27 protein-coding genes and 1 pseudogene are annotated in these 19,375 nt (G+C 62.8%); 20 read left to right on the top strand and 8 right to left on the bottom strand.

What is annotated here, in order from left to right:
• Positions 1 to 106: 106 nt before the first annotated feature.
• The 3 genes from HFGMBDPB_RS12185 to HFGMBDPB_RS12175 all read right to left on the bottom strand — a co-directional run bounded on the left by HFGMBDPB_RS12185 (position 107) and on the right by HFGMBDPB_RS12175 (position 1,143).
• The gene (locus HFGMBDPB_RS12185; protein ID WP_212645460.1) at positions 107 to 379 is read right to left on the bottom strand and encodes a hypothetical protein; all 273 of its coding nucleotides are present in this window, start codon (positions 377 to 379) and stop codon (positions 107 to 109) included.
• A gap of 151 nt (positions 380 to 530) precedes the next feature.
• Positions 531 to 890: a hypothetical protein gene (locus HFGMBDPB_RS12180; protein WP_212645459.1), complete on the bottom strand. Its 360-nt coding sequence runs from the start codon at positions 888 to 890 to the stop codon at positions 531 to 533.
• Positions 883 to 1,143, bottom strand: a complete 261-nt coding sequence (locus tag HFGMBDPB_RS12175; protein WP_212645458.1) for a hypothetical protein — start codon at positions 1,141 to 1,143, stop codon at positions 883 to 885. Before HFGMBDPB_RS12175 ends, HFGMBDPB_RS12180 begins: the two co-directional genes overlap by 8 nt.
• 76 nt (positions 1,144 to 1,219) lie before the next feature.
• On the opposite strand from HFGMBDPB_RS12175, the gene HFGMBDPB_RS12170 reads away from it, so the two are divergent.
• From HFGMBDPB_RS12170 to HFGMBDPB_RS12115, 12 genes are all read left to right on the top strand, one after another.
• Positions 1,220 to 1,600, top strand: coding sequence for a hypothetical protein (locus tag HFGMBDPB_RS12170; RefSeq protein ID WP_212645457.1), 381 nt, complete (start codon positions 1,220 to 1,222; stop codon positions 1,598 to 1,600).
• Between the two features lie 454 nt (positions 1,601 to 2,054).
• A complete protein-coding gene (locus HFGMBDPB_RS12165) occupies positions 2,055 to 2,777 on the top strand; it encodes a hypothetical protein (RefSeq protein ID WP_212645456.1) in 723 nt (240 codons plus the stop codon).
• A gap of 141 nt (positions 2,778 to 2,918) precedes the next feature.
• Complete coding sequence (locus tag HFGMBDPB_RS12160; protein WP_212645455.1) at positions 2,919 to 3,398, top strand: helix-turn-helix domain-containing protein; 480 nt, start codon at positions 2,919 to 2,921, stop codon at positions 3,396 to 3,398.
• 324 nt (positions 3,399 to 3,722) lie between these two features.
• The gene (locus tag HFGMBDPB_RS12155; protein ID WP_212645454.1) at positions 3,723 to 4,019 is read left to right on the top strand and encodes an excalibur calcium-binding domain-containing protein; all 297 of its coding nucleotides are present in this window, start codon (positions 3,723 to 3,725) and stop codon (positions 4,017 to 4,019) included.
• A gap of 223 nt (positions 4,020 to 4,242) precedes the next feature.
• On the top strand, positions 4,243 to 4,584 hold the full coding sequence (locus HFGMBDPB_RS12150; RefSeq protein ID WP_212645453.1) for a hypothetical protein: 342 nt from the start codon (positions 4,243 to 4,245) through the stop codon (positions 4,582 to 4,584).
• Positions 4,574 to 4,846, top strand: coding sequence for a hypothetical protein (locus HFGMBDPB_RS12145; protein ID WP_212645452.1), 273 nt, complete (start codon positions 4,574 to 4,576; stop codon positions 4,844 to 4,846). Before HFGMBDPB_RS12150 ends, HFGMBDPB_RS12145 begins: the two co-directional genes overlap by 11 nt.
• Entirely contained in the window at positions 4,843 to 5,004 is a 162-nt protein-coding gene (locus tag HFGMBDPB_RS12140; protein ID WP_212645451.1) for a hypothetical protein, read from the top strand. The genes HFGMBDPB_RS12145 and HFGMBDPB_RS12140 overlap by 4 nt, the downstream gene beginning before the upstream one ends.
• A 108-nt stretch (positions 5,005 to 5,112) precedes the next feature.
• On the top strand, positions 5,113 to 6,069 hold the full coding sequence (locus HFGMBDPB_RS12135) for a YqaJ viral recombinase family nuclease (protein WP_212645450.1): 957 nt from the start codon (positions 5,113 to 5,115) through the stop codon (positions 6,067 to 6,069).
• 3 nt (positions 6,070 to 6,072) lie between these two features.
• Positions 6,073 to 7,107: a recombination protein RecT gene (recT, locus tag HFGMBDPB_RS12130; RefSeq protein ID WP_047471952.1), complete on the top strand. Its 1,035-nt coding sequence runs from the start codon at positions 6,073 to 6,075 to the stop codon at positions 7,105 to 7,107.
• Complete coding sequence (locus HFGMBDPB_RS12125) at positions 7,104 to 7,331, top strand: hypothetical protein (protein WP_212645449.1); 228 nt, start codon at positions 7,104 to 7,106, stop codon at positions 7,329 to 7,331. Before recT ends, HFGMBDPB_RS12125 begins: the two co-directional genes overlap by 4 nt.
• On the top strand, positions 7,321 to 8,019 hold the full coding sequence (locus HFGMBDPB_RS12120) for a hypothetical protein (RefSeq protein ID WP_212645448.1): 699 nt from the start codon (positions 7,321 to 7,323) through the stop codon (positions 8,017 to 8,019). Before HFGMBDPB_RS12125 ends, HFGMBDPB_RS12120 begins: the two co-directional genes overlap by 11 nt.
• Positions 8,020 to 8,072: 53 nt before the next feature.
• Positions 8,073 to 8,357 carry an H-NS histone family protein gene (locus HFGMBDPB_RS12115; protein WP_212645447.1) on the top strand — a complete coding sequence of 95 codons (285 nt, stop codon included), beginning with the start codon at positions 8,073 to 8,075 and terminating at the stop codon, positions 8,355 to 8,357.
• Between the two features lie 82 nt (positions 8,358 to 8,439).
• On the opposite strand, the gene HFGMBDPB_RS12110 is transcribed toward HFGMBDPB_RS12115, so the two are convergent.
• Positions 8,440 to 9,063 carry a hypothetical protein gene (locus tag HFGMBDPB_RS12110; protein ID WP_212645446.1) on the bottom strand — a complete coding sequence of 208 codons (624 nt, stop codon included), beginning with the start codon at positions 9,061 to 9,063 and terminating at the stop codon, positions 8,440 to 8,442.
• Positions 9,064 to 9,149: 86 nt separating this feature from the next.
• Between HFGMBDPB_RS12110 and HFGMBDPB_RS12105 the strand changes: the two are divergent.
• A pseudogene (locus HFGMBDPB_RS12105) lies at positions 9,150 to 9,548 on the top strand (DUF5131 family protein); the annotation flags it as partial.
• 203 nt (positions 9,549 to 9,751) lie between these two features.
• Here the strand turns inward: HFGMBDPB_RS12105 and HFGMBDPB_RS12100 are convergent.
• On the bottom strand, positions 9,752 to 10,045 hold the full coding sequence (locus tag HFGMBDPB_RS12100) for a hypothetical protein (RefSeq protein ID WP_212645444.1): 294 nt from the start codon (positions 10,043 to 10,045) through the stop codon (positions 9,752 to 9,754).
• A gap of 232 nt (positions 10,046 to 10,277) precedes the next feature.
• On the opposite strand from HFGMBDPB_RS12100, the gene HFGMBDPB_RS12095 reads away from it, so the two are divergent.
• The 3 genes from HFGMBDPB_RS12095 to HFGMBDPB_RS12085 all read left to right on the top strand — a co-directional run bounded on the left by HFGMBDPB_RS12095 (position 10,278) and on the right by HFGMBDPB_RS12085 (position 13,441).
• Positions 10,278 to 12,116, top strand: a complete 1,839-nt coding sequence (locus tag HFGMBDPB_RS12095; protein WP_212645443.1) for a DNA cytosine methyltransferase — start codon at positions 10,278 to 10,280, stop codon at positions 12,114 to 12,116.
• Positions 12,117 to 12,185: 69 nt separating this feature from the next.
• On the top strand, positions 12,186 to 12,416 hold the full coding sequence (locus HFGMBDPB_RS12090) for a DUF4224 domain-containing protein (protein ID WP_212645442.1): 231 nt from the start codon (positions 12,186 to 12,188) through the stop codon (positions 12,414 to 12,416).
• Positions 12,413 to 13,441, top strand: coding sequence for a tyrosine-type recombinase/integrase (locus HFGMBDPB_RS12085; protein ID WP_212645441.1), 1,029 nt, complete (start codon positions 12,413 to 12,415; stop codon positions 13,439 to 13,441). Before HFGMBDPB_RS12090 ends, HFGMBDPB_RS12085 begins: the two co-directional genes overlap by 4 nt.
• A 248-nt stretch (positions 13,442 to 13,689) precedes the next feature.
• Here HFGMBDPB_RS12085 and trhA read toward each other — a convergent pair whose 3' ends face one another.
• Positions 13,690 to 14,343 carry a PAQR family membrane homeostasis protein TrhA gene (gene trhA / locus HFGMBDPB_RS12080; RefSeq protein ID WP_052151651.1) on the bottom strand — a complete coding sequence of 218 codons (654 nt, stop codon included), beginning with the start codon at positions 14,341 to 14,343 and terminating at the stop codon, positions 13,690 to 13,692.
• Between the two features lie 204 nt (positions 14,344 to 14,547).
• On the opposite strand from trhA, the gene HFGMBDPB_RS12075 reads away from it, so the two are divergent.
• Positions 14,548 to 14,967 (top strand): ribbon-helix-helix domain-containing protein, encoded by a 420-nt coding sequence (locus HFGMBDPB_RS12075; RefSeq protein WP_212645440.1) that lies wholly within the window; start codon positions 14,548 to 14,550, stop codon positions 14,965 to 14,967.
• A 10-nt stretch (positions 14,968 to 14,977) separates the two neighbouring features.
• Positions 14,978 to 16,087: an extracellular catalytic domain type 1 short-chain-length polyhydroxyalkanoate depolymerase gene (locus HFGMBDPB_RS12070; protein ID WP_160852258.1), complete on the top strand. Its 1,110-nt coding sequence runs from the start codon at positions 14,978 to 14,980 to the stop codon at positions 16,085 to 16,087.
• 644 nt (positions 16,088 to 16,731) lie between these two features.
• Here HFGMBDPB_RS12070 and HFGMBDPB_RS12065 read toward each other — a convergent pair.
• Positions 16,732 to 17,019: an H-NS histone family protein gene (locus HFGMBDPB_RS12065; protein ID WP_016449500.1), complete on the bottom strand. Its 288-nt coding sequence runs from the start codon at positions 17,017 to 17,019 to the stop codon at positions 16,732 to 16,734.
• A gap of 655 nt (positions 17,020 to 17,674) precedes the next feature.
• Between HFGMBDPB_RS12065 and HFGMBDPB_RS12060 the strand changes: the two genes are divergently transcribed.
• Positions 17,675 to 18,109, top strand: coding sequence for a YbaY family lipoprotein (locus HFGMBDPB_RS12060; protein WP_209802853.1), 435 nt, complete (start codon positions 17,675 to 17,677; stop codon positions 18,107 to 18,109).
• A gap of 71 nt (positions 18,110 to 18,180) precedes the next feature.
• Here the strand turns inward: HFGMBDPB_RS12060 and HFGMBDPB_RS12055 are convergent, their stop codons facing one another.
• Positions 18,181 to 18,804: a glutathione S-transferase gene (locus HFGMBDPB_RS12055; protein WP_209802854.1), complete on the bottom strand. Its 624-nt coding sequence runs from the start codon at positions 18,802 to 18,804 to the stop codon at positions 18,181 to 18,183.
• A gap of 101 nt (positions 18,805 to 18,905) precedes the next feature.
• Between HFGMBDPB_RS12055 and HFGMBDPB_RS12050 the strand changes: the two genes are divergently transcribed.
• The gene (locus HFGMBDPB_RS12050) at positions 18,906 to 19,370 is read left to right on the top strand and encodes a ribonuclease HI family protein (RefSeq protein WP_074931549.1); all 465 of its coding nucleotides are present in this window, start codon (positions 18,906 to 18,908) and stop codon (positions 19,368 to 19,370) included.
• Positions 19,371 to 19,375 lie beyond the last annotated feature (5 nt).

Genomic DNA, 19,375 nt, shown 5'->3' with positions numbered 1-19,375 from the left:
GGCCCTGGACGACGAATGGGACGTCAGCCGCAGGGAGCTGGATGCGTTGCTGTATGGGCTGGCGCGGCGGCGGGCTGGAGGTGTCGGTTGAGACATGGGCAGCACCTCAGGGCTTGGCCAGCGGGCGGTATGCCCAGGCATGGGCGATCAGGGAGGCGGGCAGCGCAGTCAGTACGATCAGCGCTTCGTCAACTGCTCCCCATGCGCCCAACATGAAGGCAATCACCAGGTGGCCAGCCAACAAGATGTCAGCCGCGTACCGGCGCAAGCGCTTCGTGCGCGCAGCCTTCATTCGGGCTTGGAGCCGGGTGCTTTCCCTGGCTTCGGCATTGGTGGTGCTGTTGTTCTTCATGAAGCCCACCGCGACAGGAATTGCCATTCAGGCTTGCTACGTCCTGGTCGCCATTGGCTACCTGTGGACGGACGTGCACTACGGATCAGAGGGGCTGCGCTTCCGCTACGAGAGCCGGAAGTCGCCACGCGAAGAGCGCGGCCCGTACCTGGAGCTGTAGGCATCAGGCACCTCCGTTCTACTGCGGCTTGCCGCCGAAGTCGCGCCCCATGGCGAACAGGCGCGCGGCCTCTTCAGGGGTCAGGCGCAGCTCGGAGAAGCCCACCTTGATGACGATGCGGTCGTCGAAGTCGGTGATGGAGATGGCGCGCGGCGGCAGAGATTCCGGAGCTGTGTAGCTCGCGCTCTGCAATGCCGCATGAACCGCTTCGTGGGCAGCACAGGCAGCATCAGCAGCTGCCTTTTCCGCCGCCCAACGAACCTCAGCTGCGCGCCACTCAGCCGTCTTGGCATCCCAGACTCGGTCCATTCGCTTCATCCTCAGCTTTGCCTGCCACGGCAGACGCCCGAAACGACGGGGCATGTTGGGCTTAAGCATGGCCGGGCTCCTGGGCGGGAGCTGGGGCCGGGGCTGCAGATGGCAGTTCGGGAAGTTTCCGTTCGCCGAGGTCAACGAGGCGGAAGTAGTCCAGAAGAGGCTGGATGGTCTGCACGCCGGGGTTGTCTCGGTCGTTGCAAGCGATCTTCCGGGGCAGCGTTTTCGCTACGCCGGCATCCGCCGCAATCAACTCCCAGCGCGCGGCGCCCGCCTCGCGAAGACGACGCTTGAGGAAAGAGATGATGGGTTCCATGGCTGCCGAGGATAATCCCAAATTTGGGACGAAGTCAATCCCATGTCTGGGATTCCGACTTCGGCAAACTTGTGGGATGAGTTCGGAACCAAGGCACATCCTTGCCAAAAACGTGCGCGCGCTGATGCAGGCCAACCCTCGGCTGGGAACGATCGTGCGACTGTCTGCTGCCTCTGGCGTATCTAAGGGAGTAGTCGAGAGGATGACCAAGGCCGAGGCCAACACGGGCGTCGATCACTTGGCGGGAATTGCGCGTGCCTTCCAATTGCCTATATGGGCATTGCTCTCTGAGGAGCTTGATCCGCTGCACGGGGTAGGCGCCTCGCCGTGGCCATTCGAGGACTTGACGCCGCAGCAATTCTCCGCGCTGCCAGACCGCCGGAAAGGCATGATTGAAGCGAAGGCGATCGATGTCTATCAGGAGTGGGAAGCCTCCAAAAAGGACGACACCTCGTAAATTCCACCGCAGCCATTCGGCCAAGCCTGGATCAAATGCCCGCACCAGCGGGCATTTCTTTGTCCCAAGGCCCCCGACTCACCCCCCATACCCAGTTACGGGAAAAAATTTGCATCAACTTCCCAAATTTGGGTTGACTTGCATCCCACATTTGGGAAGAATGCAACTCAACGGCTCACAAGCCGCTGACCGCGAAGACCCCGTCGACCCCAAAGACGGCCGAGTGCGAGAGGGGAGAAGGTTGAGCTGCGTGACCGCAAAGAACGCAGCAGACGCAGGGACGGTTCTGGAAGCCGGATAGATCTGCAGCGGTGCACGCCCGGGGGTCCGGGCACTGGATAGCCAAGGATGCGCCGCAGCCCAAACCTCAGTCTTGCGCGCAGGGCTGAGTTTTGCGAGAGTCCAGCGGCATGCAGACGCGCCAAGCATTGAAAACCACAAACCAGGAATTCCAATGATCTGGGACACGAAGCAACTGGAGGATCACGTCCGATCCTTGTATGGAGACCGCCTGAGCCGTCAACTGACGCCATCACTTCAGTCATGGAAGTGGCGGACCGGCTTTGCCCAGTACCACTACGACTCCGCGCAAAAGGAGATGCAGACGGGCCTCGGGGAACGGGATTCACAGGAAATTGTGAGCCTAATTCTGGGCTTTGAAGATGATGAAGCCTTGCACGCTTATCACGTTGCCCAGAGGAAAGCCTTGGCCAACTATGTCGCCTGCATTCAGAGCATGCATGCCCTCGCGGACACCTTTGCTCACGTCATCTACTTCGGACTTGCGCTGGAGTTGAACGAGGACACACGTCTCGAAGAGCGGAACATCAGTCTCTACCGTGTGGAGAAAAAGCTGGCCAATGTGCCGGATGCAGTCCACCTTTACGCGCTGGTTCAAGAGCTCAAGGATCATCCAGAGTTCAAGTATCTCAACCGCCTCACCAACCTTGCCAAACACCGCGCCATCGTAGATGCGCGCTACACCGTCTCTTGTGTCGACGGTGTGCCAGACGGTTTTCAACTGCCGGCCTTCTCAACAGACGGTGTCGCCTATCCAGCACGGACACTTGAAAATGTTCTGTCGGAAGAATTCCGTAGGCAAAACGTTCTGCAAGTCGATATCGGCTGCGAGCTGAACGATATCTTGGCCAAGCGTCTGAGCGCTTGCCCCCCATAGCAATCGCACAGAAACGCTCTACCCTAGCGCCACCAGCACTACGGATCTACGCCCGCCCCGAGCGTCATCGGGGCAAACAAAAGAGGCTTCTCGATTCGGGAGGCCTCTTTTGTTTCTCAACCACCACCACAAAGGAAAGCCATGGCGAACACCTTCGGGGCGCGCCTGATCCGCGCTCGAATCGAAAAGGGGCTGAGCCAGTCGGACCTGGCCGCGATCAGCAGCATAGCGCCCGCGCAGGTCTCGCGATACGAGGCCGACAAGAACCAGCCCCGCCTGCACATCCTGCACAAGCTGGCGGCGGCACTGTCGGTGGAGCCCGACTGGCTTTTGGCCGGAGAGGAGGGAGACGCCAGCGAGGACAGCGAAGGCACCGTGCGCTCCCAGTTTCGCGTGCCAGCGCCTATCCACGAAGCCATAGCGCGTCTGGCAAAGGCCTCAGGCCGCAGCCTCAACGCCGAGATCGTCCACCGCCTGGCCCAGACCCTGGGCGAGGGCTTCGCTGCAGAGCAGCCAGCTGCGCAGCCGGTGCTGTCCGAGATGCTGGCCCAGATGCGCGTGCAGACCGAGTATTTGCGCATGCTGGTGGAGCTGGCGCGCGACGCTGCCAATCCCGATTGAGCGGATTGACAGCGGGATCAAAACGTCCCGGCCAAGTGCCAGGGCCATCACAGATAGGGAATGCGCAGGCTGATGCGACAGAAGGAACCTCGGGCGGATAGGACAAACGGGTCGCAACCGTACCTTGTAACGCCGCCAAGCCGGAGATCAGCACCGGCCCCTATCTGTGATGGCCAATCGTGACGGGTAGTTGCCCACCCGCAAGCGTTGAGAGTCCGCCAAACCGTTGTAGAGGGAAAGCCGGGGCGAATACGGCCGGCCATCTTCATTTCCGACTGCGATACGATGCCCGACATATCAATCACAACAAGAGAGGGGCATTCAATGCTGAGGCTCATTGTTTACGTGCTGATCGCGGTGGCGGCCTGGAAAGCGTACACGGCATATCAAGCCAAGACTGGCGGCCTATCGCCCACCCTGCTGCTGACGGAGCCACGGCCTCGCAGCATCGACGTGGGCAGCAGCACATCCAGCACGCCCAAATACACCTGCGACGGGCGCACGCACTGCTCGCAGATGACCTCCTGCGAGGAGGCAAAATTCTTCTTGCGCAACTGCCCCAACACGAAGATGGACGGGGACAACGATGGCATCCCTTGCGAGCGTCAACTCTGCAACTGATGCCAACGATCTTTTACCTCCCGTACATGTTTTCCTGATCATGTCCGGGCCATACTGAGTTCAACAGTTTCACGCCGAGCCTGGGTTTCCTCCTCCCTCCCTCTCTAATTCTCAGGCACGCCTTTCAGGCATCGGCACTTTCCACCAAAGGCCCGCAGCTATTCAGCTCGCGGGCCTTTTTCATTCCCGGCCCGCAGCGGCCGCCACCACAGGAGATTCAGCCATGCTGATGAGCGCCAACCCCTGCGCGGATGCGGAGCGCTGGGAGAACGAGATGGACCGCCGCGCCGCTGCGGCTGATGAAGACAGGGCCCGCGCAATGCAGAAGCTGCAGCGCGCCGCGGCCTTCATGACGCCCACCGACTGGTTCCACGAGCGCATGCCCGGCCCCTTCGGCCTGCCCATGTCGTTCGACGAGATGCTGGCCGAGGCCATCGCTGACGGGGACCACGACAGCATAACGGCGCTCGGCACGCTGATGGTCAGCCAGCCGGCCCTGCAGCTGCGCACCGCCGTCATGGCCCACATCGCCAACCGCTACCCGGAGGGCATCAATGCTGCCTGATACCCGCCCTCCCATCCAGCTGCAGCAATTGCCCCGCCGCAAGAAGCCCGCCCTCAAGCGGGCTTCGCTGCTTCTGGGCCTCGCCTCCCTGGTCGTGCTGCTACTGCTGGCCCTGGCCGGCTGCAGCCAGGCCGGCGCGCAGCAGCCCCAGCCCACGCCGCAGGAGCAGCGCACTGCGCGCGCCGCGGCCCGGGCATGCCAAGGCCTCACCCCCGTCTGGCAAGACGACGGCTCGCACATCTGCCTGAAGGAGCGCCCGTGATCAATCTGGCCGAACTCACCGACACCGAGAAAGTCCCGCTCCTTCTCGAATGGCTTGAAGAAGCCGCACAAAAGCTGGATAGGGCCTGGCCCGCTGGCGGCAGTCGCTACCTGGAATTCGTCAGGGAAATGCGCGGCGAACCTCAGGACCCCGAATGAACGCCCTACTCCACCTCTTCCTCTGGCTCGGCCTGAGCACCGTCTCGTTCGGCCTGGCCGCCCTCACTTCCGGCGCCTTCTGAGCGCCGCTTTCATTTGGAGGCCTGTATGGCACTGCAAACCATCGCGCCCGGACATGACCGGGCCAAGTACCTGGGCGGCTCCGACATCGCCGCCGTGCTGGGCATCAGCCCCTGGAAGACCCCGCTGGACCTGTACCTCGACAAGATCAAGCCCAGGGCCGAGGGTGAGCGCAAGCAGGTGCTCACGCGGGGTATCCGCTGGGAAGGCGTCGTGTCGGAGATGCTGGTCGAACGCCTGGAGGCTGATGGTCACTCGGTTGAAATCGTTGGAAGCAACAACCGCTACCGTGACCCGCAGCACGATTTCATGGCCGCCGAGATCGATTTCGAGGTCCGGCTCGACGGCGCCGAAGAGATCACCAATGTCGAGTTGAAGACCGTGCACCCCTTCAAGATGAAGGAATGGGGCGAGTCCGACACGGACCACATGCCCACGCACTACACGGCCCAGGTGATGTGGGGCCTGGGCGTCACGGGCAGGAAGAACGGCATTCTCGCCGCGCTCTTCGGCGCCGACGAGCTGCGCGCCTATCCGGTGGACCGGGACGAGGAGACCGTGCAGGCCCTGCGCAGCCGTGGCGCTGACTTCTGGGGCAATCACGTCCGAGCCGGCGTGCCGCCTGAGCCCATCAGCATCCGCGACACCGACCGCCTCTTCTCCGAGGACGGCGTGGCCGACGCGTTGCAAGCCGACCCAGCGTTGTCCGAATGGCTGATGCGCATGCGCTTCATCCGCGCCGAGATCAAAGCCCGGGAGGCCGAAGCCGAGGTCCTGGAGTTCCAGATCCGCAAGGCCATGGGCACGAATACGCAGGTTCTCATGCCCAACGGAAAGGCCGCGTGCGAATGGAAGGTCCGTACCGGCAGCTACATCGATGAGGCCGAGCTCAAGAAGGCCCATCCCAAGATCGCCCGCCAGTTCACGCGCAAATGGGAAAAGCGCGTGTTCAACCTCAAGCACTTCGACACCACAGGGATTTAAGCCATGTCCACCCAAGCTCTCAAGGCCGCCGCGACCGGCGGCGTGACCCGAAACACCAAGCCCCAGACGCTGGCCGACCTGATCACCGGCGACAGCATGAAAAAGCAGTTCGCCCTGGCTCTGCCAAAGCACCTAAATGCAGAACGCTTCACCCGCGTGGCGCTGACCGAGCTGCGCAAGGTGCCCAAGCTGATGCAGGCCGACCCGGCTTCGTTCATGGGCGCCGTCATGCAGTGCGCGCAGCTCGGCATCGAGCCAGGCGGCGCCCTGGGGCATGCCTACCTGCTGCCGTTCGACAACCGTCGTTCCGGCAAGACCGAGGTCCAGTTCATCCTCGGCTACAAGGGCATGATCGACCTGGCCCGCCGCAGCGGCCAGATCGTCAGCATTGAGTCTCGGGCCGTGTATGAGCGGGACATGTTCTCCGTGAAGTTCGGCCTGGACCCGGACCTGCAGCACGAGCCCGCCTGGGAAGACGATGACCGGGGCGCCCTGCGCGCCGTGTATGCGGTCGCCAAACTCCAAGGCGGAGGCGTCCAGTTCGAGCTGATGGGCCGCGCCGAGATCGAGCGGATCATGCGCGAGTCCCAGGGCTGGAAGGCGGCCGAAGCCAGTGCGCGCAAATACGGCCGCGAGCCGAACTCGCCATGGCACACGAATTTCGATGAGATGGCGAAGAAGACGGTGCTGCGCCGGCTCTTCAAGTACCTGCCCGTCAGCATCGAATACATCGACGCTCAGGAGCGCGAGGACCGGGACAGCAGCCTGGCCGACATCGAAGTCGATGCGCACACGATCATCGACAGCGGCGCGACCGAGATCATTGACACCCCGGCGGGTGAAGACGCAACAGCCGCAGCCCCGCCAGCAGCCATCGGCTACACCGCTCCTGAGCTGCTGGACCAGATGCTCAAGGCGAAGACCCCGGAGCGTCTGGACGAGGTAGCCAGCTTCATCGGCGACCTGCCCGACCAGGAAGACCGGAAGAACCTGAACGCCAAGTACGAGGCCCTGCGCGCGGAGATGCCCGGGGCATGACCGCCGCCACCATCCCGGCCGCCGAGTTCGCCGCTCGGCTGGCAGGCCTGATCACGGGCCTGCCCATCGGCGCGGACAACTTCACGCATGAGCAGGTCGCCCGCGCATTCCTGCGCGTCTCCCTGGAGGCCGAAAAGCTCGGCCGCGAGTACGCCGCCCAGGCCCTGGGCCAGCCCATCCCTGTTTCCACCACCACCACCGAGGACCATCCCCATGGCATTTGAACTTGCCGAATCCACGGCCGTCACCATCACCAACGCCAACCCGCGGCGCGAGCTGCACGGCGATGAAAAGGTGCGCGCCATCGACATCTCGTTCACCCTCAAGGGGGAGAACATCCTGCTGGACCTTCTGGAGCCCGGCCTGCGTGAGCACCACTACTTCAACAAGGCGGTAAAGGACGGTCAGGTCGCACTGCCGGGCGTGCTTATCCCGTTGCCGAACCTACGCCACCCCCTGCTGCCCACCAGCTTCGAATACGCGCGCAAGCAGCGGTGGCGCGGCTACCGTTTCATTTGGGACTGGGGCATTGAAGGCGCGCGCGTGGACTTCTCGGACGCAGTGCTGACCGGCCTGCACTACGACCTGTTCGAGGGTGGCAGCGTCACCATCAAGGGCAAGGTCCAGTACAACGGCGACGAGTTGCTGGACAACGACCTCTTCGGCGAGCTGTCCGGCCTGGCAGCCGAGGGAGAGATCTACATCAAGCTGCTGGCCCCGGCCGAGCTGCTGCAGGCCAAGAAGGGCTACCGCGCCGGCAAGCCGGACACGCCCGCCAGCCAGCCGGACAACGAGGACCAGCAGGAGCTGCGCGAGGAAGGCGAGGACGAGCCGCCGACCGACCCGAACCACCCTGTGAACCAGACACCGGAAGACGCCTTCGCGGCGGCCGTGACCGGCGAACCGGCCTGAACCATCCACTGAACCATCCACGGCGCCCGCGCGGCGCCACGAAAGGAAACCCGATGTCCGAATATCACAACCTGCTGGCCCGCAAGGCCGAACTCGACGCCCAGATCGCAGCTGCTCAGGCAGAGGCCAAGGCGCAAGCCGTCGCCCAGGCCCGCGCGCTGATCGCAGAGCACGGCCTGACCGCTGCCGATGTCTTCCCGCCATCGAAGGCGAAGGGCACCGTGGGCGCCCCGAAGTACCGCGACCCTGCCACGGGCGCCACCTGGACCGGAAGGGGCAAGCCACCGAACTGGATAGCCGGGAAGGATCGGGTGCCATTTCTGATCACGCCCACTTGACCAAACGCATCCGGCCGGAGCCCTGCCTGGGCTCTGATTGCTTCAGTACCTATAAATTGAGAACCGTAGTTACAAGAATATCTCACCTAAACACTCGATGCTTTCTCTGAAACGCTTCAAGTTCTTTCTGTGCAATAGAACAGAACTTACCAGCTTTAGCAGCTGAATCGCTAACATTCCACATCGCCTGTACTCCACGCTCAGTAGACTGGTTATTTTCCGAGAAAAAAGAATCTACATATACTCTAGTCTGCTTAACGTGGGCTGCAGCTTCAAATGCTTTTTGAAGATATTTAACACCAAGTGGCGAGAGGGTGGCATGATCATCCAAGCTCGGAAATGCCATTCCTGGAACGTTGCGAATCACTTTAATCGGGTCATCGAATCCTGGTATTTTCAGAATCCAATTTTCACTTTCCTCCGCGAGCTGATTCAATTTTCTGCAAAGATCTTTCAACTGTTCATCTACAGACATCGCAAGTAAAAGGGCATTCACATTTTCTCGCCTTGCCGCGATATTGTGCTGCAAAAGTGGCACGGCTATAGCCACGCATATGGCCAAAACACTGAAAACCGCTTGAGCCCACGCAGCCCACTCCGATCTATTCATGCACCAAAAAGCCCAGCACACATCCGCCGGCGGAGGCACTGCCTTCATTGCTTTCATCGCCTGAATAGAGCTATCCATCCATTGATAAACATCCATCGCCCTCTCCTTTCATGAGCGGCGAATCCTAACCTCGCATAGCCCGTTTGGCAGTCGCCTCTCGGGCTTTTTGCATGGAACCCACAATGTCCGAGAACAGCAAGATCGAATGGACCGACCACACGTTCAACCCCTGGGAAGGCTGCCAGAAGGTGGGACCGGGCTGTGACCACTGCTATGCCGAGACCCGCAACGCGCGGTTTGCCGGCGGCCAGGCCGTGAACTGGGGCCCAGGCGCGCCGCGCCGTCGCACCAGCCCTGCCACCTGGGCCATGCCGCGCCGCTGGAACGCGCAGGCTGATGCATTCATGGCGCATCATGGACGCCGCCAGCGCGTGTCCTGCGCATCGCTGGCAGACGTGTTCGACAAAGCTGTGGACCCGCAGTGGCGCGCGGACCTGTTCACCCTGATCCACCAGACGCCGAACCTCGACTGGCTGTTACTCACGAAGCGCATCGGGAACGTGGTGCCCATGCTGGCCGAACTGGCCCATGGCAATGACCATGACCTGAAGCTGCTGGCAGTGCCGGCGCGCGCGCCCTTCACCTCGCACCCAAAGTGGCACGCCTTCCCTGACGGCCAGCAGCTGGCACGCATCGGCAAGAAGGCCGCCGGCCGCCAGTTGGAAGGCCGCACCTGGGACGAGACGCCCGCCACCTGACCCCAGAGGCATGAGAACAGGGCTGCCTATTTCACATAGACGACACCGAATTCGCGCATGTGGGTCTCAATTGCTGACCAAACTTCCTGAGCGGAACGGAACTCCTTCTTCGCCCAAGACAATGGCACATATAGGTGGCCTTTGAAGGAAGCAATTGATACGCCATCAAAGTTGGCTGCCATCAGCACTTTATCTTCGCTACCAGCAGCTGCCGCCGGCACGTAGTATTCGCCATCCGCACTGACGCCATAGCTGCGCTGCCAAGCAGTTAATTTAGGCGCCACTTCAGGATCCAGCGTATGAAATTGAACCTGTGACATGGCTTCTCCTTTTAGGTAGATAGAGCAGCATACGACAGTCGCTGCCACAAGTACTGTCTATAAAAACAGACCCATCCCATGAGGCGATGGAAGGACTGCAGCGCAGCCGCATAGGCGCCCAGGAAACCTGCATTCATCCAACCACAGCCCGCCCAGCGCGGGCCTTTCTAACTCCGAAGCCGCCCGGCCCTGCCGCGTGCGGCTTTTTTTGGCCCAAATTTCAAGGAGCCGCATGCTAACCCCTCAATTTCTCCTGCCCCTCGCGGCCAAGCTGGTGATCGACCTGTTTGCCGGCGGCGGCGGCGCATCCACCGGCATCGAGCAGGCCATCGGCCGGCCCGTGGACGCGGCCATCAACCACGATGCCGACGCCATCGGCATGCACGAAGTCAACCACCCGCAGACACGCCACTACCGCGCCGACATCCGCGAGGTGGATCCGCTGGCCGTGACCAAGGGTGAGCTGGTGGGCCTGCTGCACGCATCCCCGGACTGCACGCACCACAGCCAGGCCCTGGGCGGCCAGCCGCGCAACGGGGAAATCCGGTCGCTCGCATGGATCGTCATCCGCTGGGCCGGCAAGACCAAGCCCGATGTCATCACGCTGGAGAACGTCGAGCAGATGATGCAGTGGTCCCCGCTGATTGCGAAGCGCGATCCAGCCACCGGCCGCGCCATCACGCTGGACCGCATCACGGACCCCGCCACGGGGAAAGCCACCTTCCGCGTGGCCGAACCCGGCGAGGTGGTGCCGCGTCGCAATCAGTTCCTGGTGCCGGACCCGAAGCACAAGGGCCGCAACTGGCGCCACTTCATCCAGGCCCTGCGCGACCTGGGCTACAAGGTGGAATGGCGGGTGATCTGCAATGCAACACTGGGCTCGCGCAGCACCCGCACACGGCTGTACCTGATCGCGCGCCGCGACGGCCTGCCCATCGTGTGGCCAGCGCAGACACACTGGAAGCATCCGAAGGCGGGGCAGAAGCCATTCCGCCAGGCAGCCGAGTGCATCGACTGGAGCATCCCCGGGCAAAGCATCTTCGGGCGCAAGAAGGAACTGGCGCCGGCCACCATGCGGCGAATCGCGCATGGCCTGGACAAGTTCGTGCTGAATACCCTCCAGCCGTTCATCATCAACATGGCCCACGGCGGGAAGATCGAGCTGCTCAATCGGCCCATGAGCACCATCGCCACGGAGAAAGGCGGCTGCCGCGCCCTGGTGTCGCCCACCCTGATCCAGATGGGATACGGCGAAGCCAAGGGCAAGGCCCCGCGCGTGCTGGATCTGTCCCAACCCCTGGGCACGGCCGTGGCCGGCGGCATCAAGCACGCCGTCAGTTCGGCCTATCTGGTGCAGGCCGGACACGGTGAAGGCAAGGACGGCGGCAAGCGCTGGAGCCACGGCGCCAACGACATCAAAGGTCCTCTGGGCACCGTGACGGCCAGCGGCGGCGGCCAGAGCCTGGCATCCGCGTTCATGGTCCAGGCCAACGGCGGGTTCAACAGCACGCCGGCCCGCGACCTGCGCGAACCTGTATCGACCGTGACCACCAGCGGCAGCCAGCAGCAGCTGATCGCCGCCCACCTCACGGCGCTCGGTCAGAACGCGATCGGCAGCGATCTGCGAGACCCTGCACAGACAGTCCTCGCCGGAGCGACACGCTTTGGCCTGGACCAGTACCACCTGTCGCCCGAGCAGGAGGCCGGCGCCCTGCGCTGCGCAGCCTTCCTGATGCGCTACCACGCCAGCGGCGGCCAGTGGGCGGACCTGCGGGACCCGATGACCACCATCACCACGCGCGACCGCCTGGCGCTCGTGACGGTCTGGCTCAAGGGCGAGCCCTGGGTGATCGTGGACATCACGCTGCGCATGCTGGTGCCGCGCGAGCTCTACAACGCTCAGGACTTCCCTGAAAGCTATGTGATTGACCGGACCGCCTCCGGCAAGCCCCTGACGAAGACCGCCCAGGTGCGCATGGTCGGCAACTCCGTGAGCCCCGTACCCATGCAGCAGATCGTCTCGCTCAACTCCCCCGAGTCCACGGCCTGGCAGCTGCGCCGCGCGGCTTGACCAAACGATTCCACCTACAACCCGGGCCCGCGTCACGCGGGCCGCTCTATTTCCAGAAAGGTGCCCACCATGAGCATCAGCCTGACCCTCTCTGAAGACGAAATCAGGGAGCTCACCCACTACCAATGGCCCTCCATGCAGCTCAAGGCGCTGCACAAGCGCGGATTCTTCCGCGCCCGCATCAGCGAACGCACGGGGAAGGTACTGCTGGAGCGTGACCACTACCTGGCCGTGTGCGCTGGCCCAGCGCCGTCCACCGCGCCGCGAGTGCGGCCGCCGCATATGCGGAGGCCAGCATGAGCAAGCGCCGCAGCGACCTGCCCAAGCGGGTCTATGAAAAGGGAGGCGCCTACTGGCATGTCCGCGCCGAAGGAAAAAAGCGGATCTGGACGCGCCTGTCCACCATCCGTGACGGCCTGCCCGCTCTGTACCGCGCCCTGTCCGATATGGAGCAGGCAGACCAGGCCCGGGACAGCATGGCCGCGCTGATCGCGGACTGGCTAGCGGAGGTCGGTAGCCGGCACAGCGTGAAAACGCAGGCCAACGACGCCTACCAAACGCGCACGATCTCCGAATCGTTCCAGGAGTTTCGCGCGCAGGAGGTCACCGCGCCGGCCATTGTGGAGTTCCTGAAACACTTCAGCGACAAGCCGCGAACCTACAACGCCTACCGCTCCATGCTGCGAGAGCTGATGCGGTTCGCCGAAGAGAAAGGCTATCGGCCGCCCGGCACGAACCCAGTGGACAGCCTCAAGACCATGTCCGTGAAGGCGCGCACGCGGTACATCACGGATTCCGAGGTGCGCCGCATCAAGGTTGCCGTGATGTACGGGGACGATGGCAAGCGCACGCGCTCCGGCCACACGATCTGTGCGTTGATCGACATGGCGTACCTGACCGGGCAGCGCATTGGCGACCTGCTGACCTTGCGGTGGAGCGATGTGGGCAAGCAGGGCATTGCGTTCCAGCCGGCCAAAACCGAGGGCTCGACCGGCGCCCAAGTCCTGATCGCATGGACGCAGCGCCTGCGTGACGTTGTGGACCGCTTGCGAGCGCTCCCCAACCAAAGCCCTGATTTCGTGTTCTGCACGCTGCAGGGCCAGCCCTACACCTACTCGGGCGCGTCCACCGCCTGGAAACGGGCAGTGAAGCGGGCCGGCGTCAAGGACTGCCATTTCCACGACCTCCGCGGCAAGGCCCTGACCGATGTAGACCGTGGGCGCGGGATCATGGAGGCGCAGCGCATGGGCGCCCATTCCACCCAGTCCCAGACCGCCGACTATGTGCGCCACAAACGCGCGTTGAAGGTGGATGCGACACGCTGAAATTCTTCTAACGCGCCTCTGCGCTGCCTACGGCGGACAGCAGCATTTGCAGATGCGCGCGTTAGAAGAAAACGGTGCAAGTCATTGATTTCAATAATTCGAGCGGCTGCTTTGGGAGCAGAGGGTCGCGAGTTCGAATCCCGCCGCTCCGACCAAATGATTCAAGCCCCTGGTTCGAAAGAGCCAGGGGCTTTTGTCTAACAGAATCCAAAGCGTCTAACGCAGCGCCGCCAGCACGAGCCCTCGCTTCAGGCCAGCAAACCGACCACCGCGACGGTATGGCAGGCGCTGCCGGCAACCACGAACAGGTGCCAGATGCCATGCGAATGGCGCATGCTCGAAAGGCTTCGGTAGAACACCGTTCCTGCCGAATAGAGCAGTCCGCCCGCGAGCAGCCAGGCCAGGGTCTGCGCACCGTGGCGCAAGGCCATCGGCACCGCGCCCCCCAAGCTGAGCCAGCCAAGGCTGATGTACAGGGACAGGCGCGGCGGCGAATCGAAACCAAGTGCACGTATCGCGCCCTGCAATGCGAGCGCCCATACACCGGCAAGCAAGGACCAAGCCCACAAGCCAGAGGGCGCCATCAAGGCAAAAGGCGTGTGGCTGCCGGCAATCAGCAGGTAAATGCAGGCGTGGTCGACGCGCTGCCAAAAACGCTTGCGTGCCCCGGTGCAGCCATGAAAGAGGGCCGAGGCACCGAACAGCGCCGCCAGAGAGAGGCCAAACACCACAGAGCCCGCAATCTTGCGCGCATCGCCGCCGGCCACCGTTTCGCAGATGAGGCCCACACTGGCCACCACGCCCACGAGCAGGGCCGCCAGATGACTCCAGGTATTGAACCGCTCGCCGGGCTGGCACCAAACGCTCGTGCCGCTCGGCAAGCCTGCCTGCAAGTCTGGCATGAAGCCTCCTGTCGCACGACCAAGGAACGCCGGACGCCGTGCCCGGCTCCGCCACCTTACGGCTCAGACGTGACAGGGCAATGATTGCAACTCACACGCTGCAGCGCCGTCCGCCGGATACCCCACGACGTGCCGCGTCAAATTGCAACGCCAGGCCTTGAAACCATCCCTAAACCATCCATATGGATGGCATAGGGATGTTCCATGGCCGCAAACACAACCACCTCCAACCCTCGCGTGAGCGAATCTGAGAAGCTCACCATCAATCTGGGCTATGTCGACCTGGGCCAGATCGACCTGCTGGTCGCCGAAGGCTTCTACGCCAACCGCAGCGATTTCATCCGCACAGCGATACGCAATCACCTGCGCAGCCATGCGGACGCGGTGCAACAGGTCGTCGCCCGCAAGATGCTGGTCCTTGGGATGCAGCATTTCTCCCACGCCGATCTCATGCGGGTGCATGCTGCCGGGGAAAAGCTGCAGATCCGCGTGTTGGGCCTGGCCAGCATCGCGCAGGACGTGCCTGCGCAACTTGCCGCCGAAACCATCGAATCCATCACGGTGCTGGGAGCGCTCCAGGCCAGCCCCGCCGTTCGTGCCGCTCTGGCCGGCCGCATTACCTGAGAACCATTCCATGAAACAGCTTTTTCAAGACATGCTGGGCGAGGCGACACGCCTGACGCGCACCGGCAATCTGCTGGAAGCCACCGAGCTGATTCAGCGCACGCTGCGAGGCCAAAGTGCGCCCACACCCCACGACAAGCCAGCCGCAACCAGTCATCGGGATGCAGGCTGGATCGTCGATGCCGAAGCCCGCTTCATCGACGATGCTCCCGAACTCGCCGTGCCTGCGGGCACATCGCAGGCAGGCACCTCCAGCGACGAGCAATGGCTGCTCGGCAGCTACTCTCACGGAGGCCGGCAGCTGGCCTATCGGCTGTACGTGCCGCCAGGCAGTGCCCTCGAAGCGGGACCTCGCCCGCTCATCCTCATGCTGCACGGCTGCACCCAAGGGCCGCAAGACTTCGCCGCCGGCACGCGCATGAATGACCAGGCGCGCAGCGCTGGCGTACTGGTGCTCTATCCCGAACAAACACAGCATGCAAACTCGCAAAAGTGCTGGAACTGGTTCAAGGCCCAGCACCAGCAACGGGGCCGGGGCGAGCCCGCACTGCTGGCAGGCCTCACGCGCCAGGTGATGGCCGACCATGGCGCGGACGCATCGCGGGTCTATGTCGCCGGACTTTCGGCCGGAGGTGCAATGGCGGACATATTGGGACGCACCTATCCCGAACTGTTCGCCGCCGTGGGCGTGCATTCGGGCCTGGCCGCCGGTGCCGCGTCCAATCTGCCCTCAGCCCTCGAGGCGATGCGAAGAGGCGCAGCATCTGGCTCGGCCAGCGGCCCCAGCGTGTGTCCAGTGATCGTGTTTCATGGTGACGCGGACACCACGGTACATCACGACAACGGCGCGGCCGTCGTGCATGCTGCACGCAGCGCGCAAAGCCCCACAGGCGCACCTCGCGTCAGCCAGGGCCATGCGCCGAACCGCCAACGGTTCACCCGCTCTGCCTATATCGCAGCCGATGGCAGTACCGCCATCGAGCACTGGCAGCTGCATGGCGCAGGCCACGCCTGGTCCGGCGGCAGCGCTGCGGGCAGCTACACCGCGCCGGGAGGAATCGACGCCAGCGCCGAGATGCTGCGCTTTTTCCTTTCGCACCAGCGTGCGCGCAACTGCTGATTCGGCGCCGCTGCTCGCATTCGCCAACCACATGATTTCAAAGGCTCACAAGGGTTAGGAATGGTTGCGCTTGGGCCTATTACTCCGGAAGAGCAGGCTCAGCAATAAATGGGCTGGCCAGGACACCAAGGGCCCCCAGGGCCCTTTTTTGCCTGCATGGAGTCAAGCTGCCTCGAAAGGCATGGGAAATCACCGCCAGACACAAGAGACAAGGCAGCCATTTGAAATTCAATGATGGGTCGAAAGCTCTGCCAGATGAGATAAGCACAGCCCTGACCATTTCGGAAGCTGGAATGCAAGAGCCTTGTCCATCCTTGTCCATGCTGGAGACCTTGATAAGTCCAGCTACGCCTGCGAAGGATATGCAGTGAAAGCCAGGCAGAACGTACAGGATTTCCTTGGAGGCCTGGCCTGCAGGCCCCCATGGGAGCAGATGCTGCGCAGTAATACGCGGTGGACGCACTGCCAGCGCCAGCGGCATGGTCCGCGAGAGATACCTTTACCGCGCTCTTCCACATGTCCAGCTCGGTCTGGGAGACCTTCGGGCAAGACAGCGCTCACTCGCACTTTCCCGGACAGCTGCCGGCCGATCGATCCCACACGGGGACCCACAAAAGAAAAGGCCCGCGACTGCGGGCCCTTGATCAGATCTCGAAAGCGGTTCGGTCCGCTGCGTCCTTGATCCAGCCGGGAGGCTTGCCCCGGCCGGTCCATGTTGCGCCAGTAGACGGATCACGGTACTTGGCCACACCTGTGCCAGCAGGAGACTTGCGCTTACCGGTAGCAAACACGTCTTCCTGGGTCAACTGGAACTGCTGGACCAGTTCACGGACCTTGGCGATGGCACCGCCTTTTTCGGCTTTGAGGACCTCGGCAATGCGAGCCTCGATCTCGGCCTTTTGCTGAAGGAGAGTCTTGTAATCAGATGTCATGGCTTTTTCTTTGGATGCATGCTAGCAAAAACGCATTCTATTCAAAAAATGCTCCGCACCCCAAAGCACAAGCTTTCCACAGCCGTGTGCTGGGACAGAGAAGCCCTTCCGCGCGGCACGCCACACCCGTGGGCGAGGCTCCGTGGCCGACGCGGCGGCTGCCCAGATCGATCGCTGCCGCACCTCTGCACACTTGCGCACACCTCTTCGCGCCAAGGAGTCAGCCCCTTGGGCTGCAATGACTTGCCCTCGGCAGCCGCGATGTGGGGAGAGTTGCCCCGACACGTCAAAAGAAACGGTGCTCTCGCCTGCGGCGAGCGATGGCAAAAGCAAGAACGATTCACCGCCCAAAGAGGAGCGGCGGATTGATGAGAAGTAAAGCAAATAGATCGGGACGCTTGACCCATCGCTCTTGGCATGGCGCAGGCCTCGAACGATGCAGCCCCCTCCGAAACCCTGTGGACTGTCTGGCAGCGTCCTTCATGCGCCGGCGCGACCTGATCTTTCACACGCCCGTCGCCCTGGCTGGCAACCCGACCGCAGATCGGCGTATGCGACTTTGGGAAATGGCAGCAGCCTCTGTGGAACCCGTTCCTACAGCCCTCCAGAATGCGCCAAGCCAGACTGGGACCTTTCCAATCAAGAAGGAATTCCCATGAATCCCAACATCCTCCAGCGCCGAACCTCTCTCGCCATCGTGATGACCGCCGCACTTTTGGGCGCATGTGCCCAGTCCCAGCCCTCACCCAACGCGCCGGTCACCGCCGTCATGGGCACGGTCGATCTGAGAGAGCGCATGCCGCTCCCGTCCGATGCCGTGCTGGTTGTGGAGCTGCAGGACACCTCTCGCGCCGATGCCGCCGCCTCCGTGATATCTCAGCAATCCGTGCGGCTTGAAGGCCTCAAGCCCCCGTTCAGCTACAAGCTGCCCGTGGAGCCCAATCGCCTCAATCCTGCGGCGCAATATACGGTGACCTCACGCATCACCCAGGGCAACCAGCTCATCTTCACCAATGACACCGTCCACCCGGTCCTGACCCGTGGAGCAGGCCCGAAGGCCGATATGGTGCTGGTGCGGGTTGCCCCCTGACCTTCCCTAAAAAGACAAAGCCCGCAGGACATTCCGGCGGGCTTTTTCGCGCAGAGGGCACCAGGCGGCCATCAAGGCATGCCGTTGGCACCATGCTTGCGAAAGCCTGGGCGCTCGCAAAGCCGCTCATAGTACGCACGGACTGCGGGCAAGTCAGGGCGCTCCATCGGGGCAGACAGCCAGCGGTGGGCAGACAGGCCCAGCACGATGTCGGCAAGGGTGAGTTGCGCGCCTGCAGCAAAGGCGCCTGTGCGCGACAGTTGCTCCTCCAGTATGCGCATGTGGCAATGCCAGTTCGCCATGCTGCTGGCCAGCAGCGCAGGATCCTGATGCTCCGGACTGTTTCTCACCAATCCCATGAAGGCATAGCGCCAGGAGTTGTTCAGTTCGGTCGCCTGCCAGTCCATCCATTGCTCGACGCGTGCGCGCTCTGCGGGTGCTGCAGGCAGCAGGTCATGCCGAGCCTGGCGCGCGGCAAGATAGCGGCAAATGGTGTTGGACTCCCACAGCACCAGCGCCCCATCAAGCAGCACGGGAACCATGGCATTCGGGTTGAGTGCAAGAAATCCCGGCTCCTGCGTTGACCGATGGCCCGAACCCCACTCTTCCTGTTCGAACGAGACTCCCAGCTCCACGCAAAGCCACAGCACCTTGCGCACATTGATGGACGATGACTTTCCCAGAATCCTGATCATTCGCAGCCTTCTTCGGTTTCGGTGATTTGCAATCCTGCATTGTCCCGTCCAATCCGATGAGGAATGCGGTCAGATTCCCACTGCTGCCGCATGATGCAGACATGCCTCTGGAACAGCCGTCATCCCGCCGAAACCACTCTGGCCCTTCTCCGACCGACACAGACCTGTGGACTGCATACATCGATGCAAGCGCACTGCCCAACCCGGGTCGCATGGCCTTGGGAGCCGTCATCACGGCGCCCGACGGAACACGGCAGCTTCTGTCCCAGGTCTGCCCCGACCAAGGCTGCAACAACGAAGCCGAGCTGCGGGCCTTGATGGCTGTGCTGCAGACCCTGCTAGGCCTGCAGGCTCGCCGGCTGGCCATCTTCACGGACAGCAGCGTCCTGGTAGAGCAGTTGGCGCCATCGCCCCGCCCCACCAGGCCCATCGTGCGGCTGGCCGACCTTTTCGATCAGGCCCGCGCCATGCTGGCCGAGTTCGAGCATGTGCAACTGCGCTGGATTCCTCGTCACCGCAACACCGAGGCCGACGCGCTGGCCAGAGCGGCCCTTTTGCAGCCGTGACCCTG

This window comes from Delftia sp. PE138 (assembly GCF_018320755.1).
Taxonomy (GTDB): domain Bacteria; phylum Pseudomonadota; class Gammaproteobacteria; order Burkholderiales; family Burkholderiaceae_C; genus Comamonas; species Comamonas tsuruhatensis.
This window is presented reverse-complemented; position numbering and strand designations above follow the sequence as displayed.

Coding starts and splice junctions, on each gene's coding strand:
- HFGMBDPB_RS12185 (WP_212645460.1), bottom strand. CDS start 379: ATGGCAATTCCTGTCGCGGTGGGCTTCATGAAGAACAACAGCACCACC.
- HFGMBDPB_RS12180 (WP_212645459.1), bottom strand. CDS start 890: ATGCTTAAGCCCAACATGCCCCGTCGTTTCGGGCGTCTGCCGTGGCAG.
- HFGMBDPB_RS12175 (WP_212645458.1), bottom strand. CDS start 1,143: ATGGAACCCATCATCTCTTTCCTCAAGCGTCGTCTTCGCGAGGCGGGC.
- HFGMBDPB_RS12170 (WP_212645457.1), top strand. CDS start 1,220: ATGAGTTCGGAACCAAGGCACATCCTTGCCAAAAACGTGCGCGCGCTG.
- HFGMBDPB_RS12165 (WP_212645456.1), top strand. CDS start 2,055: ATGATCTGGGACACGAAGCAACTGGAGGATCACGTCCGATCCTTGTAT.
- HFGMBDPB_RS12160 (WP_212645455.1), top strand. CDS start 2,919: ATGGCGAACACCTTCGGGGCGCGCCTGATCCGCGCTCGAATCGAAAAG.
- HFGMBDPB_RS12155 (WP_212645454.1), top strand. CDS start 3,723: ATGCTGAGGCTCATTGTTTACGTGCTGATCGCGGTGGCGGCCTGGAAA.
- HFGMBDPB_RS12150 (WP_212645453.1), top strand. CDS start 4,243: ATGCTGATGAGCGCCAACCCCTGCGCGGATGCGGAGCGCTGGGAGAAC.
- HFGMBDPB_RS12145 (WP_212645452.1), top strand. CDS start 4,574: ATGCTGCCTGATACCCGCCCTCCCATCCAGCTGCAGCAATTGCCCCGC.
- HFGMBDPB_RS12135 (WP_212645450.1), top strand. CDS start 5,113: ATGGCACTGCAAACCATCGCGCCCGGACATGACCGGGCCAAGTACCTG.
- recT (WP_047471952.1), top strand. CDS start 6,073: ATGTCCACCCAAGCTCTCAAGGCCGCCGCGACCGGCGGCGTGACCCGA.
- HFGMBDPB_RS12125 (WP_212645449.1), top strand. CDS start 7,104: ATGACCGCCGCCACCATCCCGGCCGCCGAGTTCGCCGCTCGGCTGGCA.
- HFGMBDPB_RS12120 (WP_212645448.1), top strand. CDS start 7,321: ATGGCATTTGAACTTGCCGAATCCACGGCCGTCACCATCACCAACGCC.
- HFGMBDPB_RS12115 (WP_212645447.1), top strand. CDS start 8,073: ATGTCCGAATATCACAACCTGCTGGCCCGCAAGGCCGAACTCGACGCC.
- HFGMBDPB_RS12110 (WP_212645446.1), bottom strand. CDS start 9,063: ATGGATGTTTATCAATGGATGGATAGCTCTATTCAGGCGATGAAAGCA.
- HFGMBDPB_RS12100 (WP_212645444.1), bottom strand. CDS start 10,045: ATGTCACAGGTTCAATTTCATACGCTGGATCCTGAAGTGGCGCCTAAA.
- HFGMBDPB_RS12095 (WP_212645443.1), top strand. CDS start 10,278: ATGCTAACCCCTCAATTTCTCCTGCCCCTCGCGGCCAAGCTGGTGATC.
- HFGMBDPB_RS12090 (WP_212645442.1), top strand. CDS start 12,186: ATGAGCATCAGCCTGACCCTCTCTGAAGACGAAATCAGGGAGCTCACC.
- HFGMBDPB_RS12085 (WP_212645441.1), top strand. CDS start 12,413: ATGAGCAAGCGCCGCAGCGACCTGCCCAAGCGGGTCTATGAAAAGGGA.
- trhA (WP_052151651.1), bottom strand. CDS start 14,343: ATGCCAGACTTGCAGGCAGGCTTGCCGAGCGGCACGAGCGTTTGGTGC.
- HFGMBDPB_RS12075 (WP_212645440.1), top strand. CDS start 14,548: ATGGCCGCAAACACAACCACCTCCAACCCTCGCGTGAGCGAATCTGAG.
- HFGMBDPB_RS12070 (WP_160852258.1), top strand. CDS start 14,978: ATGAAACAGCTTTTTCAAGACATGCTGGGCGAGGCGACACGCCTGACG.
- HFGMBDPB_RS12065 (WP_016449500.1), bottom strand. CDS start 17,019: ATGACATCTGATTACAAGACTCTCCTTCAGCAAAAGGCCGAGATCGAG.
- HFGMBDPB_RS12060 (WP_209802853.1), top strand. CDS start 17,675: ATGAATCCCAACATCCTCCAGCGCCGAACCTCTCTCGCCATCGTGATG.
- HFGMBDPB_RS12055 (WP_209802854.1), bottom strand. CDS start 18,804: ATGATCAGGATTCTGGGAAAGTCATCGTCCATCAATGTGCGCAAGGTG.
- HFGMBDPB_RS12050 (WP_074931549.1), top strand. CDS start 18,906: ATGCCTCTGGAACAGCCGTCATCCCGCCGAAACCACTCTGGCCCTTCT.